The 25,070-nt window shown below is 72.2% G+C and carries 28 protein-coding genes; 11 read left to right on the top strand and 17 right to left on the bottom strand.

The features are described 5' to 3' along the window. Positions 1-79: 79 nt before the first annotated feature. Positions 80-838 carry a ferritin-like fold-containing protein gene (locus OG472_RS28725; protein ID WP_401606736.1) on the bottom strand — a complete coding sequence of 253 codons (759 nt, stop codon included), beginning with the start codon at positions 836-838 and terminating at the stop codon, positions 80-82. Positions 839-1,309: 471 nt separating this feature from the next. On the opposite strand from OG472_RS28725, the gene OG472_RS28720 reads away from it, so the two are divergent. The 3 genes from OG472_RS28720 to OG472_RS28710 all read left to right on the top strand — a co-directional run bounded on the left by OG472_RS28720 (position 1,310) and on the right by OG472_RS28710 (position 4,541). Continuing rightward, positions 1,310-3,310 carry a DEAD/DEAH box helicase gene (locus OG472_RS28720; protein WP_405831875.1) on the top strand — a complete coding sequence of 667 codons (2,001 nt, stop codon included), beginning with the start codon at positions 1,310-1,312 and terminating at the stop codon, positions 3,308-3,310. A 123-nt stretch (positions 3,311-3,433) separates the two neighbouring features. Then, positions 3,434-4,288, top strand: coding sequence for an alpha/beta fold hydrolase (locus tag OG472_RS28715; protein ID WP_405831874.1), 855 nt, complete (start codon positions 3,434-3,436; stop codon positions 4,286-4,288). A gap of 100 nt (positions 4,289-4,388) precedes the next feature. Beyond that, positions 4,389-4,541, top strand: a complete 153-nt coding sequence (locus OG472_RS28710) for a hypothetical protein (protein WP_099889616.1) — start codon at positions 4,389-4,391, stop codon at positions 4,539-4,541. 72 nt (positions 4,542-4,613) lie between these two features. On the opposite strand, the gene OG472_RS28705 is transcribed toward OG472_RS28710, so the two are convergent. The 4 genes from OG472_RS28705 to OG472_RS28690 all read right to left on the bottom strand — a co-directional run bounded on the left by OG472_RS28705 (position 4,614) and on the right by OG472_RS28690 (position 7,528). Beyond that, positions 4,614-5,219, bottom strand: a complete 606-nt coding sequence (locus tag OG472_RS28705; RefSeq protein WP_319724802.1) for a MarC family protein — start codon at positions 5,217-5,219, stop codon at positions 4,614-4,616. A 75-nt stretch (positions 5,220-5,294) separates the two neighbouring features. Further along, positions 5,295-6,158: a PHP domain-containing protein gene (locus OG472_RS28700; RefSeq protein WP_401606744.1), complete on the bottom strand. Its 864-nt coding sequence runs from the start codon at positions 6,156-6,158 to the stop codon at positions 5,295-5,297. A gap of 80 nt (positions 6,159-6,238) precedes the next feature. Then, positions 6,239-6,883, bottom strand: a complete 645-nt coding sequence (locus tag OG472_RS28695) for a DUF6758 family protein (RefSeq protein ID WP_401606747.1) — start codon at positions 6,881-6,883, stop codon at positions 6,239-6,241. A 60-nt stretch (positions 6,884-6,943) separates the two neighbouring features. After that, positions 6,944-7,528: a suppressor of fused domain protein gene (locus OG472_RS28690; RefSeq protein ID WP_401606748.1), complete on the bottom strand. Its 585-nt coding sequence runs from the start codon at positions 7,526-7,528 to the stop codon at positions 6,944-6,946. 374 nt (positions 7,529-7,902) lie between these two features. Here OG472_RS28690 and OG472_RS28685 point away from each other — a divergent pair, with 374 nt between their 5' ends. Both OG472_RS28685 and OG472_RS28680 read left to right on the top strand, forming a co-directional pair. Beyond that, positions 7,903-9,018, top strand: a complete 1,116-nt coding sequence (locus OG472_RS28685) for a magnesium and cobalt transport protein CorA (protein WP_401606751.1) — start codon at positions 7,903-7,905, stop codon at positions 9,016-9,018. A gap of 31 nt (positions 9,019-9,049) precedes the next feature. Beyond that, entirely contained in the window at positions 9,050-9,562 is a 513-nt protein-coding gene (locus OG472_RS28680; RefSeq protein WP_405831872.1) for a hypothetical protein, read from the top strand. Positions 9,563-9,605: 43 nt separating this feature from the next. Here OG472_RS28680 and OG472_RS28675 read toward each other — a convergent pair whose 3' ends face one another. Beyond that, a complete protein-coding gene (locus OG472_RS28675) occupies positions 9,606-10,397 on the bottom strand; it encodes a hypothetical protein (protein ID WP_401606754.1) in 792 nt (263 codons plus the stop codon). A 223-nt stretch (positions 10,398-10,620) separates the two neighbouring features. Between OG472_RS28675 and OG472_RS28670 the strand changes: the two genes are divergently transcribed. The 3 genes from OG472_RS28670 (at position 10,621) to OG472_RS28660 (ending at position 13,780) form a co-directional block, all read left to right on the top strand. Beyond that, on the top strand, positions 10,621-11,892 hold the full coding sequence (locus tag OG472_RS28670; protein WP_401606756.1) for a magnesium transporter MgtE N-terminal domain-containing protein: 1,272 nt from the start codon (positions 10,621-10,623) through the stop codon (positions 11,890-11,892). Between the two features lie 85 nt (positions 11,893-11,977). Beyond that, entirely contained in the window at positions 11,978-12,577 is a 600-nt protein-coding gene (locus tag OG472_RS28665) for a DUF1003 domain-containing protein (protein ID WP_401607844.1), read from the top strand. A gap of 87 nt (positions 12,578-12,664) precedes the next feature. Then, complete coding sequence (locus OG472_RS28660; RefSeq protein ID WP_383563836.1) at positions 12,665-13,780, top strand: Mrp/NBP35 family ATP-binding protein; 1,116 nt, start codon at positions 12,665-12,667, stop codon at positions 13,778-13,780. Between the two features lie 89 nt (positions 13,781-13,869). Here the strand turns inward: OG472_RS28660 and OG472_RS28655 are convergent, their stop codons facing one another. From OG472_RS28655 to sigE, 5 genes are all read right to left on the bottom strand, one after another. Beyond that, the gene (locus OG472_RS28655) at positions 13,870-14,613 is read right to left on the bottom strand and encodes a hypothetical protein (RefSeq protein ID WP_401606758.1); all 744 of its coding nucleotides are present in this window, start codon (positions 14,611-14,613) and stop codon (positions 13,870-13,872) included. 141 nt (positions 14,614-14,754) lie between these two features. Next, positions 14,755-15,201 (bottom strand): sec-independent translocase, encoded by a 447-nt coding sequence (locus OG472_RS28650; protein ID WP_401606761.1) that lies wholly within the window; start codon positions 15,199-15,201, stop codon positions 14,755-14,757. Between the two features lie 142 nt (positions 15,202-15,343). After that, positions 15,344-16,726 (bottom strand): S1C family serine protease, encoded by a 1,383-nt coding sequence (locus tag OG472_RS28645; protein ID WP_405942206.1) that lies wholly within the window; start codon positions 16,724-16,726, stop codon positions 15,344-15,346. A gap of 54 nt (positions 16,727-16,780) precedes the next feature. Then, positions 16,781-17,437 carry a zf-HC2 domain-containing protein gene (locus tag OG472_RS28640; protein ID WP_405942205.1) on the bottom strand — a complete coding sequence of 219 codons (657 nt, stop codon included), beginning with the start codon at positions 17,435-17,437 and terminating at the stop codon, positions 16,781-16,783. Next, on the bottom strand, positions 17,434-18,213 hold the full coding sequence (sigE, locus tag OG472_RS28635; protein ID WP_401606768.1) for an RNA polymerase sigma factor SigE: 780 nt from the start codon (positions 18,211-18,213) through the stop codon (positions 17,434-17,436). Before sigE ends, OG472_RS28640 begins: the two co-directional genes overlap by 4 nt. A 177-nt stretch (positions 18,214-18,390) precedes the next feature. Here sigE and OG472_RS28630 point away from each other — a divergent pair, with 177 nt between their 5' ends. After that, positions 18,391-19,053 (top strand): O-methyltransferase, encoded by a 663-nt coding sequence (locus tag OG472_RS28630; RefSeq protein ID WP_030710037.1) that lies wholly within the window; start codon positions 18,391-18,393, stop codon positions 19,051-19,053. Between the two features lie 33 nt (positions 19,054-19,086). Here OG472_RS28630 and OG472_RS28625 read toward each other — a convergent pair whose 3' ends face one another. After that, the gene (locus OG472_RS28625) at positions 19,087-19,704 is read right to left on the bottom strand and encodes a hypothetical protein (protein ID WP_405942204.1); all 618 of its coding nucleotides are present in this window, start codon (positions 19,702-19,704) and stop codon (positions 19,087-19,089) included. 127 nt (positions 19,705-19,831) lie between these two features. Next, positions 19,832-19,999 carry a DUF3117 domain-containing protein gene (locus OG472_RS28620; protein ID WP_003966491.1) on the bottom strand — a complete coding sequence of 56 codons (168 nt, stop codon included), beginning with the start codon at positions 19,997-19,999 and terminating at the stop codon, positions 19,832-19,834. Positions 20,000-20,332: 333 nt separating this feature from the next. Here OG472_RS28620 and OG472_RS28615 point away from each other — a divergent pair, with 333 nt between their 5' ends. Further along, positions 20,333-21,136 (top strand): enoyl-CoA hydratase/isomerase family protein, encoded by an 804-nt coding sequence (locus tag OG472_RS28615; protein WP_383562584.1) that lies wholly within the window; start codon positions 20,333-20,335, stop codon positions 21,134-21,136. A 53-nt stretch (positions 21,137-21,189) separates the two neighbouring features. Here OG472_RS28615 and OG472_RS28610 read toward each other — a convergent pair whose 3' ends face one another. Continuing rightward, entirely contained in the window at positions 21,190-21,768 is a 579-nt protein-coding gene (locus OG472_RS28610; protein ID WP_401606773.1) for a DNA-3-methyladenine glycosylase I, read from the bottom strand. Next, positions 21,765-22,121, bottom strand: a complete 357-nt coding sequence (locus OG472_RS28605; protein ID WP_401606776.1) for a DivIVA domain-containing protein — start codon at positions 22,119-22,121, stop codon at positions 21,765-21,767. The genes OG472_RS28610 and OG472_RS28605 overlap by 4 nt, the downstream gene beginning before the upstream one ends. A gap of 76 nt (positions 22,122-22,197) precedes the next feature. On the opposite strand from OG472_RS28605, the gene folP reads away from it, so the two are divergent. Next, positions 22,198-23,058 carry a dihydropteroate synthase gene (folP, locus tag OG472_RS28600; RefSeq protein WP_401606779.1) on the top strand — a complete coding sequence of 287 codons (861 nt, stop codon included), beginning with the start codon at positions 22,198-22,200 and terminating at the stop codon, positions 23,056-23,058. 54 nt (positions 23,059-23,112) lie between these two features. Here folP and OG472_RS28595 read toward each other — a convergent pair whose 3' ends face one another. Together OG472_RS28595 and dapE are read right to left on the bottom strand one after the other, a co-directional pair. Further along, entirely contained in the window at positions 23,113-23,871 is a 759-nt protein-coding gene (locus OG472_RS28595) for a TIGR00730 family Rossman fold protein (protein ID WP_383562572.1), read from the bottom strand. A 64-nt stretch (positions 23,872-23,935) separates the two neighbouring features. Continuing rightward, the gene (dapE, locus tag OG472_RS28590; protein ID WP_383562569.1) at positions 23,936-25,015 is read right to left on the bottom strand and encodes a succinyl-diaminopimelate desuccinylase; all 1,080 of its coding nucleotides are present in this window, start codon (positions 25,013-25,015) and stop codon (positions 23,936-23,938) included. Positions 25,016-25,070 lie beyond the last annotated feature (55 nt).

Genomic DNA, 25,070 nt, shown 5'->3' with positions numbered 1-25,070 from the left:
GCGCACGATGCACGCCGGGGCCGTTGCATGGAGCCGCGTGGAGCCGTGAGGGGCTGCAGGGCGTTACGGAGGCGTCCGGTCAGGCGGCGAGGCCGAGGGCCGCCATCCGCTTGGTGTGCGCCTTGGTGATCCGGGTGAACATCTCGCCGACGGCCGCCAGGTCGAAGCCCGCCGCCATTCCGTCGACGCCGCCGACCAGCATGGTCGAGAGCGCGTCGCGCTCGGCGACCACGCGCTGGGCCTGCGAGAGGGCCTCGCCCATCAGCCGGCGGGCCCACAGCGCAAGCCGGCCGCCGCAGCGCGGGTCCGCCTCGATCGCGGCGCGCACCTTCTCGACGGCGAAGTTGCCGTGGCCGGTGTCGTCGAGCACGCCGAGCACGAGCGCGCGGGTGTCGTTGTCCAGGTGGGAGGCGACCTCGCGGTAGAAGTCACTGGCGATGGAGTCGCCGACGTACGCCTTGACCAGGCCCTCCAGCCAGTCCGAGGGAGCGGTCTGGCGGTGGAAGTCGTCGACGCCCTTGGCGAAGGGCTGCATGGCGGCGGTGGGCTCGACCTCGATGGCCGTGAGCCGGTCCCGCAGCCGCTCGAAGTGGTGGAACTCGGCGGAGGCCATCGCGGCGAGCTCGGCCTTGTCGTCCAGGGTGGGCGCGAGCTTCGCGTCCTCCGCGAGGCGCTCGAAGGCCGCGAGCTCTCCGTACGCGAGCGCGCCGAGCAGGTCCACGACGGCGGCCCGGTACTGCGGCGAGGCAGAGGCGGTCGCCCAGTCCTGGGAAGCGATACCGACGGGTTCGGCGGGGGCGCTGTCGTCGGAAGGCGAGGCGTTTTCTACGGTCGACATGCTCCGCACAATAGCCCGCCGAATGGCCCTCCAAGGCACCACGCCGGTTGACTGCCTGTCCAGCTAAACGCGTCTACCCGGTGAATTCACCCGACACACCTGCGCGATTCCGGGGTACAGTGGTAATGCGCCTGCCGAACACTCGGCGGGCCATCCGAATGAGGATGCCCGGTCGGTGGCCCGATCGGCTCCAACCGACCGCCCTCGGTGTGGTGCGTACGTTCATGCGTACCGCCTCCCACGAGGGGCCCCCTCAGCGGCAGATGCGCCTGAGCGAAGGCTAGTGGTCCCGCGCAGCTTCGTACGTAGCAGTACTGCAAGCACAGCACGGTACGACCCCCCTCGCCGCCTCGCGCCGCGTCTCACAGAAGAGGCAGCACCCTGACTACGTTCCGAGACCTCGGGATCCTTCCCGAGACGGCCGAAGCCCTCGAGGCCGTCGGCATTGTGTCCCCCTTCCCGATCCAGGAGATGACCCTCCCCGTCGCCCTTTCCGGCACGGACGTCATCGGCCAGGCCAAGACCGGAACCGGCAAGACGCTCGGTTTCGGCCTTCCCCTGCTGGAGCGGGTCGTCGTCCCCGCGGACGTGGAGGCAGGCCGGGCCAAGCCCGAGCAGCTGACCAACGCTCCGCAGGCCCTCGTGGTGGTTCCGACCCGCGAGCTGTGCACCCAGGTCACCAACGACCTCCTGACCGCGGGCAAGGTCCGCAACGTCCGCGTCCTCGCCATATACGGCGGCCGCGCGTACGAGCCCCAGGTCGAGGCGCTGAACAAGGGCGTCGACGTGATCGTCGGCACCCCGGGCCGCCTGCTCGACCTGGCCGGGCAGAAGAAGCTCGACCTGTCGCACGTCAAGGCGCTCGTCCTCGACGAGGCCGACGAGATGCTCGACCTGGGCTTCCTGCCCGACGTCGAGAAGATCATGGGCTACCTGCCCGTGAAGCGTCAGACCATGCTGTTCTCGGCGACCATGCCGGGCGCGGTCATCGGTCTGGCCCGCCGGTACATGACGCAGCCCACGCACATCCGCGCCGTCTCCGAGGACGGCGAGGGCGCGACCGTCGCCAACATCGCGCAGCACGTCTTCCGTGCGCACAACATGGACAAGCCGGAGCTCGTCTCCCGCATCCTGCAGGCCGAAGGCCGCGGCCTGGCGATGATCTTCTGCCGTACCAAGCGCACGGCGGCCGACATCGCCGAGCAGCTGGAGAAGCGCGGCTTCGCCTCCGGCGCCGTCCACGGCGACCTGGGCCAGGGTGCGCGCGAGCAGGCCCTGCGCGCGTTCCGCAACGGCAAGGTCGACGTGCTGGTGTGCACCGACGTCGCCGCGCGCGGCATCGACGTCGAGGGCGTGACGCACGTCATCAACTACCAGACGCCCGAGGACGAGAAGACCTTCCTGCACCGCGTGGGCCGCACCGGCCGCGCGGGCAACAAGGGCATCGCCGTCACCCTGGTCGACTGGGACGACATCCCGCGCTGGCAGCTGATCAACAAGGCGCTGGAGCTGGACTTCCACGAGCCGGTGGAGACGTACTCCACGTCCCCGCACCTGTTCGAGCAGCTGAACATCCCGGCCGGCACCAAGGGCATCCTGCCGCGCGCCGAGCGCACGCGGGCCGGCCTGAAGGCCGAGAACCTGGAAGACCTGGGCGAGACCGGCGGCCGCGGTGGTCGTGGCGGACGCTCCGGTCCGGCCGCCGCCGTGGTGACCGAGGAGCGCCCCGCGCGCACCCGTACGCCGCGCCAGCGCCGCCGTACCCGTGGCGGTGCGGAGCTCGCCGAGGGCGCCGAGGCCGCCGCCGTCACCCCCGTGGTGGACGCGCCGACGGCTCCGGCCGCCGACGAGCCGCGCCGGCCGCGCCGCCGCCGCACCCGCGTGGCCGCGGTGCCGGCGCAGGCCGTCGAGACCGCTCAGGCCGCACCGGCCGCAGTGGTCGAGGCCCCCGTGGTCGAGGCCGCGGTGACCCCGGTCGCCGAGGAGGCCCCGGCCAAGCCGCGGCGCACCCGCACCCGCAAGGTCGTGGAGAGCGCCCCGGAGCCGGACTTCCAGATGGCCACGCCGGTCGAGCCCGCGCCCGTCCGGGCACGGCGTCCGCGCAAGATCGTGGAGACGGCCCCGGAGCCGGACTTCCAGATGGCTCCGCCCGTCGAGCCGGTGAAGGCGCGGCGCACCCGCAAGGTCGCCGCCGCCCCGGTGACCCCGGTCGCCGAGGTCACCGCCGTGGCCGAGGAGGCGCCGGTCAAGCCCAAGCGCACCCGGACCCGCAAGGTCGCCGAGGCCGCTCCGGTCGCCGAGGCCGCCGCCGTCGTGGTGGCAGAGGAGGCTCCGGTCAAGCCGAAGCGCACCCGTACGCGCAAGGTCGCGGAGGCCGCTCCGGTCGCCGAGGCCGCCGCCGTGGCCGAGGAGGCGCCGGCGAAGCCGAAGCGCACCCGCACCCGCAAGGTCGCGGCCGCCCCGGAGGCGTAAGCACCCGGGCACCGCACCGACGGCCCCGTCCCCCTTCCGAGGGGGCCGGGGCCGTCGGTGTACCCGGTGGGGTCGTCCGGGGGAGGCTGCGGCGGGAATCTACGGGCCGGTAACCTCTGGCTCATGAGCAAGCCGCCGCGCCTCACCCTGCCCTCCGCCGCCCGTGCGTACCGCCTCACCACCGACCGCGGCGTGTTCGCCGTGCACGAAGCCGGTGAGACCGTCCGCGGCACCGCCCTGCTGGTCCCCGGTTTCACGGGCAGCAAGGAGGACTTCATCGGCCTCCTGGAGCCGCTGGCCGCCGCCGGGTACCGGGTGGTCGCCGTCGACGGGCGCGGCCAGTACGAGACGCCGGGCCCGCGCGAGGAGCCGGCGTACGCCCTGGAGGAGCTGGCGCAGGACGTGCTGGCGCAGACCCGCGCCCTGGGGTCGGACCGCGTGCACCTGGTGGGCCACTCCCTCGGCGGGCTGATCTCGCGCGCCGCGGTGCTGCGCGACCCTTCGCCCTTCGCCTCGCTCACCCTGCTGAGCAGCGGGCCCGCCGCGATCGCCGAGGATCAGCAGGCGCGTACGAAGCTGCTGGTGGCGGCGCTGGAGACGATGGGCGGGGACATGCCCGCCATCTGGACGGCGATGCGGGCCTACGACCCGCAGGACGCGGCCGCGGACTCCGCCGAGCTCGCGGAGTTCCTGCGCGGGCGGTGGGTGGCGACCGTTCCCGAGCAGTTGATCGTCACGGGCCGGGTGCTGATCTCCGAGCCCGACCGGGTGGCGGAGCTGAGCCGGACCGGACTGCCGAAGCTGGTTCTCTCCGGAGCCGTCGACGATGCGTGGCCGGTCCCGCTGATGGACGAGATGGCCCGGCGCCTCGGCGCCGAGCGGGTGGTGGTCCCCGGGACGGGGCACTCCCCGAACGCCGAGGATCCGGCCGTCACGGCCGCCGCGCTGGCCGCCTTCTGGGACGCCTGCACCGACTGATATTTAGCCTGTCGAAAAATTTCCTTAGCGTAGGGAATGATTGCGGCCTACACTTCGTTGAACCAGTGCAAGGAGAAACACTGACGAAGGGAGAAGCCCCATGCGCTTCGAGATTCTGCGCCTGGACGACGTCGACGGATCCGCCGTGGACAGCACCGTCGTGGACGCGGCCTCCGTCAACCGGATCGTGCAGCAGGCCGCATCGGTCGGCCAGCGCATTCTGATCCGACCGGCCGAGAGTGCGTCTTCCTGACGCACGCACGAAAACGTACGCGCCCCCGCACCGATCCCGGTGCGGGGGCGTTCGCATGTGCAGGCCCTCGGGTCAGGAGCCCTGTACGACCTGGAGCACGCCGTTGATGATCTGCTGGACGGCGATCGCCGAGAGCATCATGCCCGCGAGCCGCGTCACGAGGACGACGCCGCCGTCCTTGATGACCCGGATGATCACCAGCGAGTAGCGCATGGTGATCCACAGCACGACGTGCATGGCGATGATCGCGGCCCAGACGGAGACCTGGCCCGCGGGCCCGTCCGCCTTCTGCACGGCGAGGATGACGGACACGATCGCACCGGGACCGGCCAGCAGCGGCATGCCCAGCGGCACCAGGGCCACGTTCACGTCCTTGGTCTGCTTCGGCTCGTCGTTCTTGCCGGTGAGCAGGTCCAGCGCAATGAGCAGGAGCAGCAGACCACCGGCGATCATCAGCGCCGGGACGGAGACGTGCAGGTAGTCCAGGATCTGCTGGCCGCAGATGCCGAAGACGGCGATGACCCCGAAGGCCACGCAGACGGCCTGCCAGGCCATCCGGCGCTGCACCTTGACGGGGCGGCCGGAGGTCAGGGCGAGGAAGATCGGCGTGATCCCCGGAGGGTCCATAATCACAAAAAGCGTGAGAAAAAGGGATCCGAAGACGGCGAAATCAAACACAGTGATGCCTTGCAGGAGAGAGGGGTGTCGCGAAGAAAAGGTGTGGGACGGGTGGAGCGGGCCGGGAGGGGCCGGTCAGCGCTCGCGTCCGCCGGCGCCGGGCACCGGGAAGGCCCCGGTCGCGCGGCGCGTGATCTCGCCGTAGATCTCGGGGTCGGTCGTGTACTCCCCGAGGCGGCAGGTCTTGCGGCTGCCGTGGTAGTCGCTGGACCCGGTGGTCAGCAGGCCGAGGTCGGCCGCCAGGCCGCGCAGCCGTGCGCGGGCGCCGGCGTCGTGGTCCATGTGGTCCACCTCGATGCCGTCCAGGCCCGCGGCCGCCAGCTCGGCTATCGCGGACTCGGGCACGCACCGGCCGCGCTTGACGGCGGCGGGGTGCGCGAAGACGGTGACGCCGCCGGCCGCCTTGACCAGGCGGATCGCGTCGAAGGGGTCGAGCTCGTGCTTCTCCGCGTACGCGCGGCCGCCGTCGGCGAGCCAGTCGGGCGTGAAGGCGTCCGAGACGGTGGGCACGACGCCCAGCTCGACCAGGGCGGTGGCGACGTGCGGCCGCCCGACCGAGCCCTCACCGGCGATCCGGGCCACCTGCTCCCAGGTGACGTCGACGCCGAGCGCCTGCAGCTTGCCGACCATGGTCCGGGCGCGCGGGGTGCGGTCGTCCCTGACGAGCTCCCGTTCGCGGGCGAGCTCGGGCTCCTCGGGGTCGAAGAGGTACGCGAGCATGTGCACGCCGATCCCGTCGAGCCGGCAGGACAGCTCGGCCCCGGTCACCAGGGTCAGTCCGGCGGGAAGGGCGGCGAGGGCCTCGCCGTATCCGCCCACGGTGTCGTGGTCGGTCAGCGCGACCACGTCGAGCCCCGCGGCGGCGGCGTTGCGCACGAGCTCGGCGGGGGTGTCCGTACCGTCGGAGGCCGTGGAGTGGGCGTGCAGGTCGATGCGCACAGCCGAGCTCCAGGGTTCGTACGGACGGGGGCACTCCAGGATAACCGGGCCCGGGGGCCTGCTGATCCGGAGCGGACGGTCTACGCGGGGCCCAGGATGCGCGGGCTCAGGGCCCCGCACGGAAGGAGCTCGACCTCCGCTCCCGCGTCGCGGAGATCGGTGAGGACGAGCTCGTCGTACATGAGGAGGCCGGACTGCTCCGGCCAGACGATGGCCCAGAGCCACAGGCCCCTCGCCTCCCCCGCGAAGACGGCCCGGTCGTCGGGGGCTCCGTTCAGGTGCCACAGCGGGGTCGGGCGGCCCGCGGCGACCACCTTGGTGTGGGGCGGTGACGAGACGTTGATGTAGGAGCCGGGGTCGGGCCCGTCGATCCCCGCGTACCGCGTGCCGAGGCCCACGCCCAGCTCCTCGGCGACCAGCACCAGCTCGCCGATGCCCCCCAGCGGACCGGGGCCCGAACAGGCCACGGCCGTCGCCCTGCCGCCGCTGCGGTCGTCACCGGCGGACGCGATGCCCGTGAACAGCCACCCCACCGGCAGCGGCCAGGGCATCCACACCGGAACCCGGGACCGGTGCGCGACAACGCTGAGGCCTTCGACACTGGGCGGGATGACGGGTTGCAGGGGGTGGACAGCGCCGTGCAGCGCGCACTGCCAGGAGTCGGAGAAGAGTCCGGGCGCCCTGACCCGGCCACCGCACTTCGGGCAACTTGGTTCACCCCTCATAGGAAGCCACGCTCCTCCCCGCCCGGCCGCCAGTCAAGGCGCGCTCACCCGTCCGGGCCGTCAGTCCAGTGCGACAGCGGTACGCAAAGGATCCCGCAGGTCCGTTCCGCGCGCGAGCCATCGTTCCTGGAGGGCGGCCGCGCCGTGCACCCGCTTCCAGGCTGCCTCGTTCGCCGTCATGGGCAGCAGGGGCAGGAACTGCACGGGATCCATGGGCTCGTCGAGCACCAGGTCCTCCACCAGTCCCCCGGGTTCCGCCACGAGGACGGAGCTGAAGGGCGCCCCGTCCCAGAGCGGCCCGCCCACGTCCAGCGAGGCGCCGGCGGCCACGATCAGCCCCTCGACCTGCGGGGACGCGGCCAGCACCGCGAGCGGCCGGAGCAGTTTGTCGGTGGCCGCGAGCCCTCCCCGTACGGTCAGTACGAGCTCGGCGCGCGGGCCCCGTACGGGGTCGGCGACCACGGCGGTCGGATCGGTCATCGGGTGTGCGGACATCCCCAGGGTCGCGTACCGCACGAGGTCGCCCTCGGCGAAACGGAGTACCTCGATGCGGTCGGTGCCCAGGAAGGTGACGGCGGCGCGTGCGTCGGGTTCTCCGAACGCGGAGCGCAGCCGGGCTTCGACGAGGGCCAGAATTTCTGCCATGGAGCGAGCATAGAACTCGTATCAGGCGGGTAAAGGGCGGGTCTTGACCATCCGTCGGCTGATAGTGTTGACAGCTGTTCGGGGCCGCATGCCGAAGCATGCCTGGCACCCCGAGACAGGACCTCCCCCACGGGGGACCGGCCGGAGGAGGTGGGGCTGCAATGGATCGAAGTCGATCGTGCAGTACCAATCGCTCTTCCGCTTCTGTGACGGGTGCTTCCCGCCCCGTCTGATCTCCTGATCAGTAGAAGAGCGACGGCAGAACTTTGTCCTCCCGTCCTGTTCCCTCCCCCAGTACCCGGGCCTGCCCGCCCGCGGTCGTGGAGGGTCTCCCACCCGTACGGTCCGCAGCCGTGCGTGCGAAGGAGCCTGCCATGTCGATGCTGCCCTACCTGCGTGCGGCCGTCCGCCCGGCGCTGCGCAAGTCCACCCCCGCCCAGCCCGGCTACGACACCACCCGTGACCCGTCGGCGAGCAGCGCGGTGGTCGACTGCGCCGTGTACCGCGACGGCCGGCGGGTGCTGGGGCCGGCATGTCTGACGCCCCGTGAGGCGATCCGCCGGGTCCGCGAGGACGGCGGCTTCGCGTGGATCGGTCTGCACGAGCCGACCGAGGCCGAGTTCGCGGGCATCGCCGCCACCTTCGGACTGCACCCGCTGGCCGTGGAGGACGCGGTGCACGCGCACCAGCGGCCGAAGCTGGAGCGCTACGACGACACGCTCTTCACCGTCTTCAAGACGATCCACTACGTCGAGCACGCCGAACTGACCGCCACCAGCGAGGTCGTGGAGACCGGCGAGGTGATGTGCTTCACCGGCCCCGACTTCGTCATCACCGTGCGGCACGGCGGCCAGGGTTCCCTCAAGGGCCTGCGCCACCGGCTCCAGGACGACCCCGACCTCCTCGCCAAAGGCCCCTCGTCGGTCCTGCACTCCATCGCCGACCACGTCGTCGACGGGTACATCGCGGTCGCGGCGGCGGTGCAGGACGACATCGACGAGGTGGAGAGCGACGTCTTCGCCGCCCCCGCCAAGGGCAGTACGCGCGGCGGCGACGCGGGCCGCATCTACCAGCTCAAGCGCGAGGTGCTGGAGTTCAAGCGGGCGGTCTCGCCGCTGCTGCGCCCGATGGAGCTGCTGAGCGAGCGGCCGATGCGGCTGGTGGACCCGGACATCCAGAAGTACTTCCGGGACGTCGCCGACCACCTGGCGCGGGTGCACGAGCAGGTGGTGGGCTTCGACGAGCTGCTGAACTCGATCCTGCAGGCCAACCTCGCGCAGGCGACGGTCGCCCAGAACGAGGACATGCGCAAGATCACCTCGTGGGCGGCGATCATCGCCGTGCCGACGATGATCTGCGGGGTGTACGGGATGAACTTCGAGCACATGCCGGAGCTCCACTGGCGCTACGGCTACCCGATGGTGATGGCCGCGATCGCCGCCTCCTGCTTCACCATCCACCGCGCACTGCGCCGCCACGGCTGGCTGTAGGGCGCGCGGAGGGACCCCCTACCCTGTCCGCATGACTCTCAGCACGCTCGACCTGGCCCTCGTCGAGGAGGCCACCAAGAAGTCTGGCCTGATCTGGGTCCGGGGCGCCGGGGCCGACCGCGCCCTGTGGCACGCCTGGGTGGACGGCGCGGCCCACGTCCTGGGCGACGGGCCCGGCGAGCAGCCGTTCCCGGGGCTCGCGGACGGCGCGGCCGCCGAGGTGACCGTGCGGAGCAAGGACAAGGGCGGCCGGCTGGTGGCCTGGACGGCGACCGTGCGCGAGCTCCCGCCGCGCGGCGAGGAGTGGGCGGCGGCGGTGGCCGAGCTCAAGGGCAAGCGGCTGAACGCGTCCGACTCGGAGGAGATGACCGAGCGGTGGGCACGGGAGTGCCGGCTGCTGCGCCTGGAGCCGGAGGCGGTCTCCGCCCTTCCCGGCGGCTCCCTGGCCGCGGCCCCGCTCGCGTCCCCGGCGATCACCCGCCGCCCGATCCCGGCGCACCTGCCGAAGCTCCTGCTCAAGCGCAAGAAGGCCGCCCGGGGCTGAGCCCGGGGCACGGCCCGGAATCACGGCCCGGCCCGCGGGCGCGTCAGGGCTTGGTCGGGTTCGCGCCCTGGCCGGAGCCCTTGGACGGCGCCGGGGCGGAGTCGCCGCCCTGCTCCTTGGTCGTCGGCAGCTGGGATCCGTAGTCGACGGTCTGGTCCTGGGCGGGCGGGTCGAGTGGGAAGGCCTTGCCCCACTCGGCGAGTTCCACCCGGCCGGCGCCGCCCGCGCGCTCCATGAGCAGCGGGTACGGGGTCCCCTCCAGGGAGACCGAAAGCTTTCCGCCCTTGCCGTCGTCCGCGGTGACCTGGACCGCGCGGGTGTGCCCGACCTTCGTGTAGGAGCCCTTGGCGAGCTTGCCCTCCAGGCCGAGCAGCCCGTCGAGCAGGACGTCCATGTCGGTGAACCCGCGGAACTGCTTGTACGAGGGGTCGCCCTCGGGCACCTTCACGTACTTGTCGCCGAGCTTGCCCGCCGAGTCGGACTGTCCCCAGAACGCCGCGCTCGCCTTGAGGTACAGCTGCTCGCCCACGCGCAGCAGCTGGAAGGTGTCGTCCTTCGACTTCACCTCGCCGGAGCCGCCGTCCGACTTCAGCCGCATGTCGAGGGTGAAGGACTTGCCGCCGCTCACCAGCGTGCCGGACAGGTGCACCGAGTCCGCCTCCGTGGCGGCCGCCTTCGCCTTCGCCTCGATCTTGTCGGCGGAGAGCTTGCCGACGCCGTTCGTGCCCTCGTCGGGGTCCTCCCCGCAGCCCGTGCCTGCGACGGCGAGACCCGCGCACAAGACACCGATGAAGGCGGCCCGGCGCAGCCGCGCGGCAGGGAAGTAGGCGGTCACGGGCAGGTGCCTCTCGTCGGTCGTCTGCGGGCAGCAGGCAGCGTACGTCTGCGAGCCGCAGGCAGCGTACCCGCCCGTACGTCGCCGCCCGCGACCGCGCCCCAGGTGACGGGGGCGGACCCCGCCGGACCCCGGGCGGACCGCCCACCAGGACGCTTCCTCGCGGCACGGGCTAGCCTGAGGGCCCGTACGACTGTTGATGGACGCTCTAGGAGGCGCTCGGATGGCTGCAGGCGCCCCGCGGATCTTCGTCTCGCATCTGTCGGGTGTGCCCGTCTTCGATCCCAACGGCGACCAGGTCGGGCGCGTCCGCGACCTGGTCGCGATGCTGCGCGTCGGCGGGCGCCCGCCGCGGCTGCTGGGCCTGGTCGTCGAGGTGGTCAGCCGGCGCCGGATCTTCCTGCCGATGACCCGCGTCACGGGCGTGGAGTCCGGGCAGGTCATCACCACCGGTGTCGTCAACATGCGGCGCTTCGAGCAGCGCCCCACCGAGCGGCTGGTCCTGGGCGAACTGCTGGACCGCCGCGTGACGCTGGTCGGCAGCGGCGAGGAGGTCACCGTCCTGGACGTGGCCATCCAGCAGCTTCCGGCCCGCCGCGACTGGGAGATCGACCGGATCTTCGTACGGAAGGGCAAGTCGGGGGCGCTGCGCCGGCGGGGCGAGACGCTGACGGTGGAGTGGTCGGCGGTGACGGGCTTCTCGCTGGAGGAGCACGGGCAGGGCGCCGAGAACCTGGTCGCCACCTTCGAGCAGATGCGCCCGGCCGACGTGGCGAACGTCCTCCACCACCTGACGCCGAAGCGGCGCGCCGAGGTGGCCAACGCCCTCGACGACGACCGGCTCGCGGACGTGCTGGAGGAGCTGCCCGAGGACGAGCAGGTGGAGATCCTCGGCAAGCTGAAGGAGGAGCGCGCCGCCGACGTCCTGGAGGCGATGGACCCGGACGACGCGGCCGACCTGCTCTCCGAGCTGCCGGAGGACGACAAGGAGCGGCTGCTGACGCTGATGCAGCCGGACGACGCGGCCGATGTGCGCCGCCTGCTGTCCTACGAGGAGAACACCGCGGGCGGCCTGATGACCACCGAGCCGATCGTGCTGCGGCCGGACGCGACGGTCGCGGACGCGCTGGCCCGCGTACGGCAGGCGGACCTGTCGCCCGCGCTGGCGGCGCAGGTGTACGTGTGCCGGCCGCCGGACGAGACGCCCACGGGCAAGTACCTGGGCACGGTGCACTTCCAGCGGCTGCTGAGGGACCCGCCGTTCACGCTGGTCAGCTCGATCGTGGACACGGACCTGCCGCCGCTGCGGCCGGACGCGTCGCTGCCCGCGGTGACCACGCACCTCGCCGCCTACAACATGGTCGCGGTGCCGGTGGTCGACGAGAGCGGATCGCTGCTGGGCGCGGTGACGGTCGACGACGTGCTGGACCACCTGCTGCCGGACGACTGGCGGGAGACGGAGTTCCATTCCGAGGAGGCCGTGGGTGGCCAATGAGAGAGGGCGCTTCGACCGGGGGCGCGGCGAGCAGGCGCGCGAGCGGCGCCGGGAGCAGATCCGGGAGCGGCGCGAGCAGGCCCGGATGCAGGCGCGTGAGCACGGGCTGGCGGTGGAGGCGGCGGAACGTTCTGCAGAACGGGCGGGAAAGTCCGCCCAGAGCACCGGGTCGAGCGCGCTGACGCGCTCGCGGGTGCGCCTGGACCTGCCGCGCGCGCCGCGCCGCTCGCTGCTGCCCGAGTACGACCCGGAGGCCTTCGGGCGGCTGTCGGAGAAGGTGGCGCGGTTCCTCGGCACGGGCCGGTTCATCGTCTGGATGACCCTGGTCATCGTGGTGTGGGTGCTGTGGAACATCTTCGCGCCGGACGATCTGAGGTTCGACAAGTACCCGTTCATCTTCCTGACGCTGATGCTGTCGCTCCAGGCCTCCTACGCCGCTCCGCTGATCCTGCTCGCGCAGAACCGGCAGGACGACCGCGACCGGGTCAACCTGGAGCAGGACCGCAAGCAGAACGAGCGGTCCATCGCCGACACGGAGTACCTGACCCGCGAGATCGCGGCCCTGCGCATGGGCCTGGGCGAGGTCGCCACCCGCGACTGGATCAGGTCCGAGTTCCAGGACCTGATCAAGGAGATGGACGAGCGGCGCCTATTCCCTGCGGAACGTGACGAAGGCGACCGCTGACGGGCTTTCCCGAGCCCTGCTACCGAGCCGTACCATCGGGGCATGGCTACCGACACAAGCTCCGCCGCCGTGCCTGAGCAGGACGCGATCCTGGACGCTCTGGCGACGGTGAACGACCCCGAGATCCACCGGCCGATCACCGAGCTCGGCATGGTGAAATCGGTGGAGATCGGCGACGGCGGCGCGGTCGCCGTCACGGTCTACCTCACGGTGTCGGGCTGCCCCATGCGCGAGACCATCACCAAGAACGTCACCGAGGCCGTCGAGAAGGTCGCCGGCGTCACCTCCGTCGCCGTCTCCCTCGACGTGATGAGCGACGAGCAGCGCAAGGACCTGGCCGCCACCCTGCGCGGCGGCACCGCCGAGCGCGAGGTGCCCTTCGCCAAGCCGGGCTCGCTGACCCGCGTGTACGCGGTCGCGTCCGGCAAGGGCGGTGTCGGCAAGTCCTCGGTCACGGTCAACCTGGCCGCGGCGATGGCGGCCGACGGCCTGAAGGTCGGCGTGGTCGACGCCGACATCTACGGCCACAGCGTGCCGCGCATGCTGGGTGTGGACGGCCGTCCCACCCAGGTCGAGAACATGATCATGCCGCCGTCGGCGCACGGCGTGAAGGTCATCTCCATCGGCATGTTCACCCCGGGCAACGCCCCGGTGGTGTGGCGCGGCCCGATGCTGCACCGGGCGCTGCAGCAGTTCCTGGCGGACGTGTACTGGGGCGACCTGGACGTCCTGCTGCTGGACCTGCCGCCGGGCACCGGCGACATCGCGATCTCGGTGGCCCAGCTGGTGCCGAACGCCGAGATCCTCGTCGTCACCACCCCGCAGCAGGCCGCGGCCGAGGTCGCGGAGCGGGCCGGCTCGATCGCCGTACAGACCCACCAGAAGATCGTCGGCGTCGTCGAGAACATGTCGGGCCTGCCGTGCCCGCACTGCGACGAGATGGTGGACGTCTTCGGCTCGGGCGGCGGCCAGAAGGTCGCCGACGGGCTGACCAAGACGGTCGGTGCGACGGTGCCGGTGCTGGGCTCGATCCCGATCGACGTCCGCCTGCGCGAGGGCGGCGACGAGGGCAAGCCGGTCGTCCTGTCCGACCCGGACTCCCCGGCCGGCGCGGCCCTGCGCTCGATCGCGGGCAAGCTGGGCGGCCGGGCCCGCGGCCTGTCGGGCATGTCCCTGGGCATCACCCCGCGCAACAAGTTCTAGCCGGCCGCGGCCCGCACGGGCCGCGCGGCGTGGCGTACGGGAAAGGGCACCGCCGTCCGGCGGTGCCCTTTCCCGTACCCGTCTGTCTGCTACTCGTACGTGCCGAGGTCCGCGATCGCGGAGAACCCGATCCCGTACGCGCTCATCCCCCGCCCGTACGCCCCCAGGTGCACTCCGCTCCCGGTGGAACCGGCGAGCACCCACCCGAACTCCGACTCCCGGTAGTGGAAGGGCGTCGGCTCGCCGTCGACCGGCAGCGACAGCGTCGACCAGTCCTCCCCGGCGAGGTCGTCCGCGAGCTCCCACGCGGCCTCGGTCTGCTGGTCGAGCCAGTCGTCGCGCAGGGAGTGGTCCATCTGCCCGGGCCAGCTGTAGGCCAGCAGCCCGGAGCCGGCCAGCCAGGCCGCCGAGGAGACCGAAGTGGCCTCCAGGACGCCGGTGCCGTCGCCGCTGCGGCGCAGCGGGTTGCTCGCCACGGTGATGACCACCGCGAAGCGCTCCTTCTCGCCGGTGGCGATCTCGCCCCGGGCGGACGGCTCGTCGCCGTGACCGGTGGAGCCGTGCTCCACCGTCCCGTCGGCGGCGGTGCCGACCTGCATCAGCCAGCGGGGGCCGCTGAAGGCCCCGTCCAGCCCGTACCAGGGGAAGTCTGCGGCCAGGAAGCCCTCGGCCGTCCGCCGGGCGGCCGGCACGGGTGCGGCGGCCTCCTGCGGCTGTGTGTCGGTCTGCGCGCCGGTCACCGCGTCGGTCTGCGGATCCTGCGCGGGTGCGGCGGCGGTGGCGGGTGCCTCGGCGGTCTGCGCCCCGACCCGGCTACTGCTCGTCGTCTCCATCTGAGCGGCCTCTCGTTCCGTGGGGTCCGGAACGGCCCTCCCCCTCGCTGGGCTGGGGGGACCCCCTCCCTCGGGCGTCCTGGGTCCGGACAACAGATGGAGGATAGCCACCCGACCGCGGATCGCCGGGCAGGCCGCGTGTCACGTGGCGTCGGCGTCGAAGCGCGAGCGCTGTTCCGGGGCCGGGGAGACGGGCTTCTTCAGCAGATCCGGGCCGGTGCCGACGGGCGTGGCGGCGGCCGACGTGGAGGCCGCGGCGGGGGTGGCCTCGTCGCTGTTCACGGCGTCGGCGACGTCGTTCAGCTCCTTGCGGAGATCGAAGCTGCTGCGGATCTCCTTGAGGTCCTCGTTCTCGGTCAGCTGCTTGCGGATGAACGTCTTCGGATTCAGGTCCTCGAACTCGAAGTCCTTGAATTCCGGGCCGAGTTCGGAGCGGATGTCCTGCTTCGCACTGTCCGAGAACGCACGGATCTTCCGGATGACGCCCGTCACGTCCTGAATGACCTTGGGCAGCTTGTCCGGGCCGAAAACGAGAATGGCGAGCACCACGATCGTGACGAGTTCGAGTGCGCCTATGTCGTTGAACACCTTGCCGCTCCTCGGCTCTCTATCACTTCGGGCCCGAACACACGGTACCCGGCGTTGTCCTCACACCCATACCTGCGTGCCACTCCGTGGCCGTTTCACCCCCAGACTTCGTCCGGGAGGTGACCCGGCCGTCACCCCGCGCTCATGATCCGTTCGCCGATCCGAGGACCACCTGGAGGGTGCGTTCCCGGCCCTCGCGCAGCACGGTGAGGGTCAGCGCGTCGCCCGGGCGGTGCGCCCGGATCTTGATGATCAGCTCGTCTCCGCCCCGGACCCGCTGCCCGTCCACCTTGGTGATCACGTCGCCGGCCTTGATCCCGGCGCGCGCGCCCGGCCCGTCGGCGACCACGGACGGTTTGCCGTCCTCGCCCTTGTCCCCGACCCGGGCTCCGTCGCCCGTGTAGTCCATGTCGAGGGTGACCCCGATGACGGGGTGCGTGGCGCGGCCGGTGCGGATGAGCTCCTCGGCGACGCGCTTGCCCTGATTGATGGGGATGGCGAAGCCGAGCCCGATGGAGCCGCCCTGGCGGGTGGGGTCGTCCTTGTCGGCTCCGCGGATCGCGCTGTTGATGCCGACCACGTGGGCCTTGGCGTCGAGGAGGGGGCCGCCGGAGTTCCCCGGGTTGATGGGGGCGTCGGTCTGCAGGGCGTCGACGTAGCTGATGTCGCTGCCGTCGCCCTTGTCGCCGCCCGCGGTGACGGGCCGGCCGGTGGCGCTGATGATGCCGGCGGTGACGGTGTTCGAGAGGTCGAAGGGCGCACCGATGGCCACCACCGGGTCGCCGACCTGCACGTTCTCGGAGTTGCCCAGGCTCAGCGGCCGCAGGCCCCGTACGCCGCTGACCTTGACCACGGCCAGGTCGTACCCGGAGTCGCGGCCGACCAGCTCGGCGGTGACGCTCTCGCCGGTGCTGAAGGTGACCGCTATCTCCTTGGAGTCGGCGACCACGTGGTTGTTGGTCAGGATGTGGCCCTGTTCGTCGAGGACGAAGCCGGTGCCCGTGCCGCTGCCCTTCTCGCCCCGCACGTGCAGGGTCACCACACCGGGCAGTGCGGTGGCCGCGATCCCGGCCACGCTCCCGGGCGCCCGGCCCTTGTCGGCGACGGCGGCCTGGGGGAGTTCCAGCCGCGTGCCGGTCTGCCGCTCGGCGAGCACGCCGACGTAGCCGCCGATCCCGCCGGCCAGCAGGGCGGTTCCGGCGCTGAGGGCCGCCACCTGCCACAGCCGGAAGCCGCGCCGTTCCCTGCCGCGGTCCACGACCTGCAGCGGCTGACCGCCCCAGGGGTCGTACCGCACCTCGCGGGCCGGCGCCGCCCCGTCCGGGACGGCTTCCTGAGATGCCGGGGCGGCGTCCCGGGCAGCCGGGTCGCCGTCCTCGGCTCCGGGCTCCTGCCACGCCCCCTGCCCCGTCCCGTCCCCGGCTCCGGGTCGCGGGGAGGGCACTCCTGCGGGGCGGCCGTCAGCCGTGCCCTCGGGCCGGCTCCACCACTGTGGAGCCGGATCGGTCTGCTGCCTGTCGGCCATGGGCGCTCCCCGCGTACCTATGCGCATGTGCCACAGATTCAACCAGCTCCGGGGTCAGCGCAGCAGGGAGACCGGACGGGCCGGGCTCGCCGCGGTGGGGTGCACGGGTGGCAGCGGGGTCGCGGCGGTGGACAGGAGGCTCGGGACGGCCGCGGGCGTGGGCATGCGCTCACGCACCGCCGCGTCGGCCACGGGCAGCGCGGGGCCGGGCCTGGAGGCCGGCGCCGGGGAATCCCCCCGGACGTTCGGGTCCGCGGCCTCCTGCGGCAGTCCGCCGCCCAGCGCGAGCGCGGCCAGCGACACGGCTCCGGCGGCGACGAAGGCGAACCGGCGGCGCGGCCGGCCCACCTCGTGGATGCGGAAGCCCTGCTGCTGCGGCCGGGCGGCCGCGTGCAGCCCGTACGCGAAGGCCTCGAAGGGGTCGGCCGCGGCCGGGCCCGGTGGACCCGCGGGGCCGGACGGGCCGTCAGGACCGCCGCCGGGCAGCCCCTGCAGCCGCGCCAGCAGTCCTGCGGACAGCGGCGGCGGCGCGCTCTCGACGAACATGGTCTTCAGGCGGCGCTGGGCGTCGGCCTCGGCCTTGCACTTGGCGCACGTCGCCAGGTGGGCCAGGACCCGCTCCCGCGCGTCGTGCTTCAGCTCCCCGTCCACCAGGGCGGCAAGCCGGTCGCCCAGGTGCTGTTCGGCAGGGGACGGACTGACTCCGCTCACTCGGCTCCGCCCTCTCCCCCGGCGCCGGGGGCGCCCATCGACACGCCCGCCAGGGCGCGCTGCTCGGCACGGGCCTCGGGAGACCGGTGCCTGAGCGCCTTGCGCAGGTGCGAACGGCCCCGGTGGATGCGGCTGCGCACGGTGCCGAGCTTCACGCCGAGCGTGGCGGCGATCTCCTCGTACGACAGGCCCTCGATGTCGCACAGCACCACGGCCGCGCGGAACTCGGGCGCGAGGGTGTCCAGCGCCTGCTGGACGTCCGCGTCGAAGTGGGTGTCGTGCAGCACCTGCTGCGGGGACGGCTCGCGGCTCGGCAGCCGCTCGGCGGCGTCGTCGCCGAGCGCGTCGAAGCGGATCCGCTGCTTGCGGCGGACCATGTCCAGGAACAGGTTCGTCGTGATGCGGTGGAGCCAGCCCTCGAAGGTGCCGGGCGTGTACGTGGAGAGCGAGCGGAAGACGCGGACGAAGACCTCTTGGGTCAGGTCCTCGGCATCGTGCTGGTTCCCCGTCAGACGGTAGGCAAGGCGGTAGACCCGCGCGCTGTGCGTGCTGACGATCTCCTCCCACGAGGGAGGGGTCCACGCCTGGGAGCCCGCATCGGCGGCAAAGGTCGCGGTGGTTGCGGCTTCGGCGGTGTGGAAGCGGTCAGCAATGTAGGTCACGGATTTCGGCTCACCCGCCGACCGGAGGAGGCGTCTCAGCACGCCCCGACGATCCACAGGCGCAGCCGCACCTCCCCTATCGGCTCTGGTGGTGTCCAGTGGAGTCCCTACCATAGCCACCCCCTCTGTCAGCTCCGGATAAGCATTTTTGCAGTATCTTTACGCAGAACTTAGGCCCTGGAGCGGTCCCGGCCGCCGATCTGCCCGGCGCCGTCCTTCTCGTCCCGCCTCCACCTCTCACAACGCCCGGTCCCATCTGCGGGTTCCCGACGTCAGCGGATACAGTCACCGTTGCGCCAACTATGGGGACAGGAGAGGGTCATTACCGGCAACCGGCAGACGAGCTGGGCGTTCGCCGACGCGTTTGTCGCCGAGGACGACGCTCTGCGATGGGCCCGCGACCGGTCCAGGGAAGCGGGCCTGCGCTCCGTCTCCCCCGGCACCGGGGCCGCGCTGCGCCTGCTTGCCGCCACCGCGGACGCCAAGGCCGTCGCCGAGATCGGCACCGGAACGGGCGTCTCCGGCATCCACCTCCTGCACGGCATGCGCCCCGACGGGGTGCTGACCACGGTGGATCCCGAGCCGGACCGGCAGGCCTTCGCCCGCCAGGCCTTCCGCGCCGCCGGCTTCGCGGGCAACCGCGCCCGCTTCATCCCCGGCCGCGCCCTCGACGTCCTGCCCCGGCTCGCCGACGGCGGATACGACCTCGTCTTCTGCGACGGGGACCCCACCGAGTCCCTCGACTACCTCGCTGAATCGTTGCGTCTGCTGCGCCCCGGCGGGCTGGTGTGCTTCGAGGGGGTCTTCTCCGACGGCCGTACGGTCGACTCCGCGGCCCAGCCGGTGGAGGTGCTCCGCGTCCGCGAGCTGCTGCGCAGCGTCCGGGAGAGCCCGGCCCTGGAGGCCGCCCTGCTCCCGGTGGGCGACGGACTGCTCTGCGCCGTCCGCCGCTGAGCGCCCGGCGCCGGGCGCGCGGCCCCCGTACGGTCAGCTCAGGAGCGCGAAGGTGAGGGCCGCCGTGCCGCCCAGGGCGGCGCCGGCGAGGAGCTGAGCCGGTGTGTGCGCCTTCAGTACCAGGCGGGACCAGCCGACGGCGGCGGCGATCAGGGCCGCGGGGAGCACCACCGGGCCGAAGACGAGCGCCAGGATCATCACCGTGCCGCCGGCCACCGACATGTGGACGGATATCTGCCAGCCGACGGTGACCAGCAGGGAAGAGACCAGCCCCACGAGCATCGCGACGACGAGCGCGAAGACGTCCCGGGGCGCGCCGAGGACGTGCAGCAGGGTGATCCCGGCGATCACGGAGAGCAGGCTCAGGCCCATCGGGACGATCCGCTGGCGCCGCACCCGGATGTGCTGGTCGGTCAGCGCCCCGCGGCGGACGCCGAGGACGATGATGCCGATCGGGACCACGCCGCAGAACAGGGCGCCGAGCAGGCCCCAGCCGAGCCCGGTCCACGAGGCGGTGCTGTGCCAGCCGACCAGCAGGAGCAGGGCCACCACCAGGTTCGCGGGCGCCAGGACGTCGGAGAGGACCCGGGCGGCCTTCTGCCGGGGGCTGCAGTCGGCGAAGGCGGGCGGCGCGGGCGGGGAGAAGGTCACGGCGTGGCTCCGGAGGGTATCTGTCCTCGAACACGACACAACGCTGCCCCGGCCGCTGATCGCGGTCGGGGCAGCGCAGAGAATGCAGAATGCAGAAGGTGGAAGTGCTGTCAGCGTCCTTGGAAGGTCAGCCGACGACCTTCTTCAGGGCGTCACCCAGGGCGTCCGCCTCATCGGGGGTCAGCTCGACGACAAGCCGACCGCCGCCCTCGAGCGGTACGCGCATGACGATGCCCCGCCCCTCCTTGGTGACCTCGAGCGGGCCGTCGCCCGTCCGCGGCTTCATGGCCGCCATGCTCGTTCCCCTTCCTGAAACCAGCTCATCGTCAGCCGACGGCCCCATTCAGGCGCCTAATACCCGGCATCGAACACATTGCTTCCCAGCCATTATCCCGCATGTCAGGACCCGATGACCAACATCGGCTGGGAACGCTTGCGCAACGCGCTTGACCAAAACCACTCATTTCGGGGACCCGCCTGCGATACTTCGCCGCCGCACCGCGGGAACGGCCTCGGCTTTCTTTGACGCACATCACATGTGCGCGCCGCGTCCGGTCCGCCATGCTGGCCCTTGCACCGGCCGGTACCGGCCGGTAGCCAAGCCCGCGACGAAGGGGGACCCCCTGCCATGGCCGACAGCGTGCTCTACGAAGTGACCGACGGACTCGCCACCATCACGATCAACCGTCCCGACGCGATGAACGCGATGAACACCGAGGCCAAGGTCGCCCTGCGCGACGCGGTCCAGGCCGCTGCCGGGGACACGGCGGTGCGGGCCGTCCTGCTGACCGCGGCCGGCGACCGGGCCTTCTGCGTGGGCCAGGACCTCAAGGAGCACATCGGGAACCTCGCCTCGGACCGCGAGGGCGGCACCTCGCTGACCATGACCACGGTCGCCGACCACTACAACCCGATCGTGCGGGCGCTCACCGAGATGCCGAAGCCCGTGGTGGCCGGGGTGAACGGCGTCGCGGCCGGGGCGGGCTTCGGCTTCGCGCTGGCGGCGGACTTCCGGGTGGTCGCCGACACCGCCTCCTTCAACACCTCGTTCGCCGGGGTGGCGCTGACCGCCGACTCCGGGGTCTCGTGGACCCTGCCCCGCCTGATCGGCGCCTCCCGCGCCTCGGACCTGCTGCTCTTCCCGCGTTCGATCAAGGCCCAGGAGGCGTACGAGCTCGGCATCGTCAACCGCCTGGTGCCCGCGGACTCCCTGCACGCGGAGGCCGAGGCCGTGGCCCGCACACTCGCCGCGGGCCCCACGGTCGCGTACGCCGCGCTGAAGGAGTCCCTGGCCTACGGGGCCTCCCACTCCCTCGCGGAGTCCCTGGCCCACGAGGACGTCCTCCAGACCCGTGCAGGGGCCTCCGAGGACCACGGCATCGCCGTCCAGGCCTTCCTCGCGAAGCAGCCGCCGAAGTACCTCGGCCGCTAGGCCGTTCCGGTCGGGGCCGGGGGCCGTGTACCCCCGGCAGCCGCCGCGCCGGATCAGGCGGGGTCGCGGGAGGTGCAGTCCGCCAGGTGGTCGTTGACCAGGCCGCAGGCCTGCATCAGCGCGTAGGCGGTCGTGGGGCCGACGAAGCGGATGCCGGCCTTCTTCAGGGCCTTGGCGAGGGCGGTGGACTCCGGGGTGATGGCCGGGACCTCGGTGACCGTCCGCGGGGCGGGTGCGGGCTCCTCCGGGACGTGGGACCAGATCAGGGTGTCCAGCTCGCCCGGCTCCCACCCGGCGAGGACCTTCGCGTTGGCCAGGGTCGCCTCGATCTTGGCCCGGTTGCGGATGATCCCCTCGTCGGCCAGCAGCCGCTCGGCGTCCCGCTCGTCGAACGCGGCGACCGCCGCGATCCCGAAGTCGGAGAAGGCCTTGCGGAAGCCCTCGCGGCGCCGCAGGATCGTGATCCACGACAGGCCCGACTGGAAGGCCTCCAGGCACAGCCGTTCGTACAGGGCGTCGTCGCCGTGGACCGCGCGGCCCCACTCGGTGTCGTGGTAGGCGACGTAGTCCGGCGTGGACAGGGCCCAGGGGCAGCGCAGCAGCCCGTCGGTTCCGGCCAGCACGCCGCTCACCGCTCACCGCCCTTGCCGAGGTCGACCCGGTCGGCCGCGTCCGCCGGGGCGGTGGCGGGCGGGGCCGCCGCGGCGGTCAGCTGCGCGATCCGCGCGTCCCGCTCGGCCAGTTCCGCCGCGAGCCGCTCCAGTACGTCGTCCACCTCGGCCATCCGGTAGCCGCGCGGCGCGACGGGCAGCCGCAGCGCGTCGATGTCCTCGCGTACGACGGGCCGGCTCTCCGGCAGCCCGTCCGCCACCCGGTCCGGCTCCGCTTCCGGCAGAACGGCCTCCGAGCCGCCCCCGATCACGGCCAGGGTGACCGCCGCCACGACCACGACCAGCGCGATCATCAAGAAGAAGAACACGATCAACTCCCCTGAGAGACTCCGGCCACCAGGTTAAGGTCGCAGGCGAGGCGCGAGGGCCGCCGAAGGAGGAAAGAGCAGGATGCTGCGACTGGGCAGGCGCGAGTTCGACACCCACGAGCCGGTGATCATGGCCATCGTGAACCGGACTCCGGACTCCTTCTACGACCAGGGCGCGACGTTCCGCGACGAGCCGGCACTGGACCGCGTCGAGCAGGCGGTCGCCGAGGGCGCCGCGATCATCGACATCGGCGGCGTCAAGGCGGGCCCGGGCGAGCACGTGGACGCGGCCGAGGAGGCGCGGCGCACGGTCGGCTTCGTGGCCGAGGTCCGGCGCCGCTTCCCGGACGTGGTGATCAGCGTGGACACCTGGCGGCACGAGGTCGGCGAGGCCGTGTGCGAGGCCGGGGCGGACCTGCTGAACGACGCGTGGGGCGGGGTGGACCCCAAGCTGGCGGAGGTCGCGGCGCGCTACGACGTCGGCCTGGTCTGCACGCACGCGGGCGGGGTCGAGCCGCGCACCCGGCCGCACCGGGTCGCGTACGAGGACGTGATGGAGGACATCCTGCGGGTCACGGTCGGCCTCGCCGAACGCGCCGCCGCGCTCGGCGTCCGCCGGGACGCGATCATGATCGACCCGGGCCACGACTTCGGGAAGAACACCCGCCACTCGCTGGAGGCCACGCGCCGGCTGGAGGAGATGACGGCGACGGGCTGGCCGGTCCTGGTCTCCCTGTCCAACAAGGACTTCGTCGGCGAGACCCTCGACAGGCCGGTCAAGGAGCGCCTGCTGGGCACCCTGGCGACGACGGCCGTGTCGGCCTGGCTGGGCGCGCAGGTCTACCGCGTCCACGAGGTCGCCGAGACCAGGCAGATCCTGGAGATGGTCCGTTCCATCCAGGGCCACCGCCCGCCGGCCGTCGCCCGCCGCGGCCTCGCCTGAACACCCTCACGCGGAGGAAACGGGCCCGGGCCGTGGAGGCCCGGGCCGCGGGCGCTACTTGCCGACTTCCTTCGTCACCAGCGCGATCGCCTCGTCCACGTCGTCCGTGACGTGGAACAGGTAGAGGTCTCTCTCCGAGGCCTTGCCCTGGGCGATCACCGTGCCCCGCAGCCAGTCGATCAGGCCGCTCCAGTACTCCGTGCCGAACAGCACGATCGGGAACCGGGTGATCTTCTGGGTCTGGACCAGGGTCAGCGCCTCGAACAGCTCGTCCAGCGTGCCCAGGCCGCCCGGCAGGACGACGAAGCCCTGGCTGTACTTCACGAACATCGTCTTGCGGACGAAGAAGTACCGGAAGTTCAGCCCGAGATCGACGTGCTGGTTGAGCCCCTGCTCGAACGGGAGCTCGATGCCGAGGCCGACCGAGATGCCGTTGGCCTCGCGGGCGCCCTTGTTGGCCGCCTCCATCGCTCCCGGACCGCCGCCGGTGATCACCGCGAAGCCGGCGTCCACCAGCGCGCCGCCGATCCTTACGCCCGCCTCGTACTCGGGCGTGCCCGCCGCGGTGCGGGCCGATCCGAACACGCTGATCGCGGGCGGCAGCTCGGCGAGCGTGCCGAAGCCCTCGATGAACTCCGACTGGATGCGCAGGACCCGCCAGGGATCGGTGTGCACCCACTCGGAGGGCCCGGCGGAGTCCAGCAGCCGCTGGTCCGTCGTACTGCCCGCCTTGATCTGGCTCCGCCTCCTCAGCACCGGCCCGAGCTGCTGCTCCTCGGGCCGACGACGAGCGGTTCCTTCGGGGTTGCCCATGATGTGCTCCCTCCTGCTGATCGTTGGATCAGGGTAGGCGCACAAAGGTGACGAGAAGCGGAATTCAGGAGGTCAGCCAGGCGCGGAGTCGTTCTTCGCAGTGCAGGATCGCCTTCGTCTCGACCCGCTCGTCGACCTTGTGGGCCAGCAGGGCGTCGCCCGGGCCGTAGTTGACGGCCGGGACGCCCAGTGCGCTGAAGCGGGAGACGTCCGTCCAGCCGAACTTCGGCATGGCGCGACCGCCCACCGCCTCCATGAAGGCCGCGGCCGCCGGGTGGGACAGGCCGGGGAGGGCGCCGCCGGAGGAGTCGTCGACGACGAACTCGGCGATGTCGCAGTCGGCGAACACCTCCCGTACGTGCGCGAGCGCGTCGGCCTCGCTGCGGTCGGGGGCGTAGCGGAAGTTGACCGTCACCGTGCACGCGTCGGGGATGACGTTGTTGGCGACCCCGCCCTCGATGCGCACCGCGTTGAGGCCCTCGTGGTACTCCAGGCCGTCGATGACCGGCTTGCGCGGCTCGTACGACGCGAGCCGGGCCAGGATCGGGCTCGCCGAGTGGATGGCGTTGGAGCCCATCCAGCTGCGGGCGGAGTGCGCGCGCTCGCCGGCGGTGCGCAGCAGGACGCGCAGCGTGCCCTGACAGCCGCCCTCGACCTCGGCGTTGGAGGGCTCCAGCAGCACGGCGAAGTCGCCCGTCAGCCAGTCGGGGTGGGCCTCTGCGACCTTGCCCAGGCCGTTGAGGTCGGCGGCGACCTCCTCCTGGTCGTAGAAGACGAAGGTGAGGTCCCGGTTCGGCTCGGGCACGGTCGCGGCGATGCGCAGCTGTACGGCGACACCGGACTTCATGTCGGTGGTGCCGCAGCCCCACAGGACGTCGTTCTCGTCGAGGCGGGACGGGACGTTGTCGGCGATCGGCACGGTGTCGAGGTGGCCGGCGAGCACGACGCGCTCGGCGCGGCCGAGGTGCGTGCGGGCGACGACGTTGTTGCCGAAGCGGTCCACGGTGAGGTGGGGCAGGCCGCGCAGTGCGTCTTCCACGAGGTCGGCGAGTACCTTCTCGTCGCCGCTCACGGACGGAATGTCGACGAGCCGGGCGGTCAGCTCGGCGGCGTCCTGGGTGAGGTCCAGCTCGGATTCGGACATGGAATGACCCTAACGCCCCGGACTGGGGCGGGGCCTCGCCGTCCGGCCGGTGGAC

The sequence above is a fragment of the Streptomyces sp. NBC_00207 genome (genome assembly GCF_045160965.1).
Taxonomy (GTDB): Bacteria; Actinomycetota; Actinomycetes; order Streptomycetales; family Streptomycetaceae; genus Streptomyces.
Note: the sequence above shows the minus strand (reverse complement) of the source record. Positions and strands in the feature narration are given on the sequence as shown.

Bases quoted from the DNA above. Each gene is read 5' to 3' on its own strand.
- OG472_RS28725 (WP_401606736.1), bottom strand. From the start codon at position 838: ATGTCGACCGTAGAAAACGCCTCGCCTTCCGACGACAGCGCCCCCGCC.
- OG472_RS28720 (WP_405831875.1), top strand. From the start codon at position 1,310: ATGACCCTCCCCGTCGCCCTTTCCGGCACGGACGTCATCGGCCAGGCC.
- OG472_RS28715 (WP_405831874.1), top strand. From the start codon at position 3,434: ATGAGCAAGCCGCCGCGCCTCACCCTGCCCTCCGCCGCCCGTGCGTAC.
- OG472_RS28710 (WP_099889616.1), top strand. From the start codon at position 4,389: ATGCGCTTCGAGATTCTGCGCCTGGACGACGTCGACGGATCCGCCGTG.
- OG472_RS28695 (WP_401606747.1), bottom strand. From the start codon at position 6,883: ATGAGGGGTGAACCAAGTTGCCCGAAGTGCGGTGGCCGGGTCAGGGCG.
- OG472_RS28690 (WP_401606748.1), bottom strand. From the start codon at position 7,528: ATGGCAGAAATTCTGGCCCTCGTCGAAGCCCGGCTGCGCTCCGCGTTC.
- OG472_RS28685 (WP_401606751.1), top strand. From the start codon at position 7,903: ATGTCGATGCTGCCCTACCTGCGTGCGGCCGTCCGCCCGGCGCTGCGC.
- OG472_RS28680 (WP_405831872.1), top strand. From the start codon at position 9,050: ATGACTCTCAGCACGCTCGACCTGGCCCTCGTCGAGGAGGCCACCAAG.
- OG472_RS28670 (WP_401606756.1), top strand. From the start codon at position 10,621: ATGGCTGCAGGCGCCCCGCGGATCTTCGTCTCGCATCTGTCGGGTGTG.
- OG472_RS28665 (WP_401607844.1), top strand. From the start codon at position 11,978: ATGCAGGCGCGTGAGCACGGGCTGGCGGTGGAGGCGGCGGAACGTTCT.
- OG472_RS28655 (WP_401606758.1), bottom strand. From the start codon at position 14,613: ATGGAGACGACGAGCAGTAGCCGGGTCGGGGCGCAGACCGCCGAGGCA.
- OG472_RS28645 (WP_405942206.1), bottom strand. From the start codon at position 16,726: ATGGCCGACAGGCAGCAGACCGATCCGGCTCCACAGTGGTGGAGCCGG.
- sigE (WP_401606768.1), bottom strand. From the start codon at position 18,213: ATGGTAGGGACTCCACTGGACACCACCAGAGCCGATAGGGGAGGTGCG.
- OG472_RS28620 (WP_003966491.1), bottom strand. From the start codon at position 19,999: ATGGCGGCCATGAAGCCGCGGACGGGCGACGGCCCGCTCGAGGTCACC.
- OG472_RS28615 (WP_383562584.1), top strand. From the start codon at position 20,333: ATGGCCGACAGCGTGCTCTACGAAGTGACCGACGGACTCGCCACCATC.
- folP (WP_401606779.1), top strand. From the start codon at position 22,198: ATGCTGCGACTGGGCAGGCGCGAGTTCGACACCCACGAGCCGGTGATC.
- OG472_RS28595 (WP_383562572.1), bottom strand. From the start codon at position 23,871: ATGGGCAACCCCGAAGGAACCGCTCGTCGTCGGCCCGAGGAGCAGCAG.
- dapE (WP_383562569.1), bottom strand. From the start codon at position 25,015: ATGTCCGAATCCGAGCTGGACCTCACCCAGGACGCCGCCGAGCTGACC.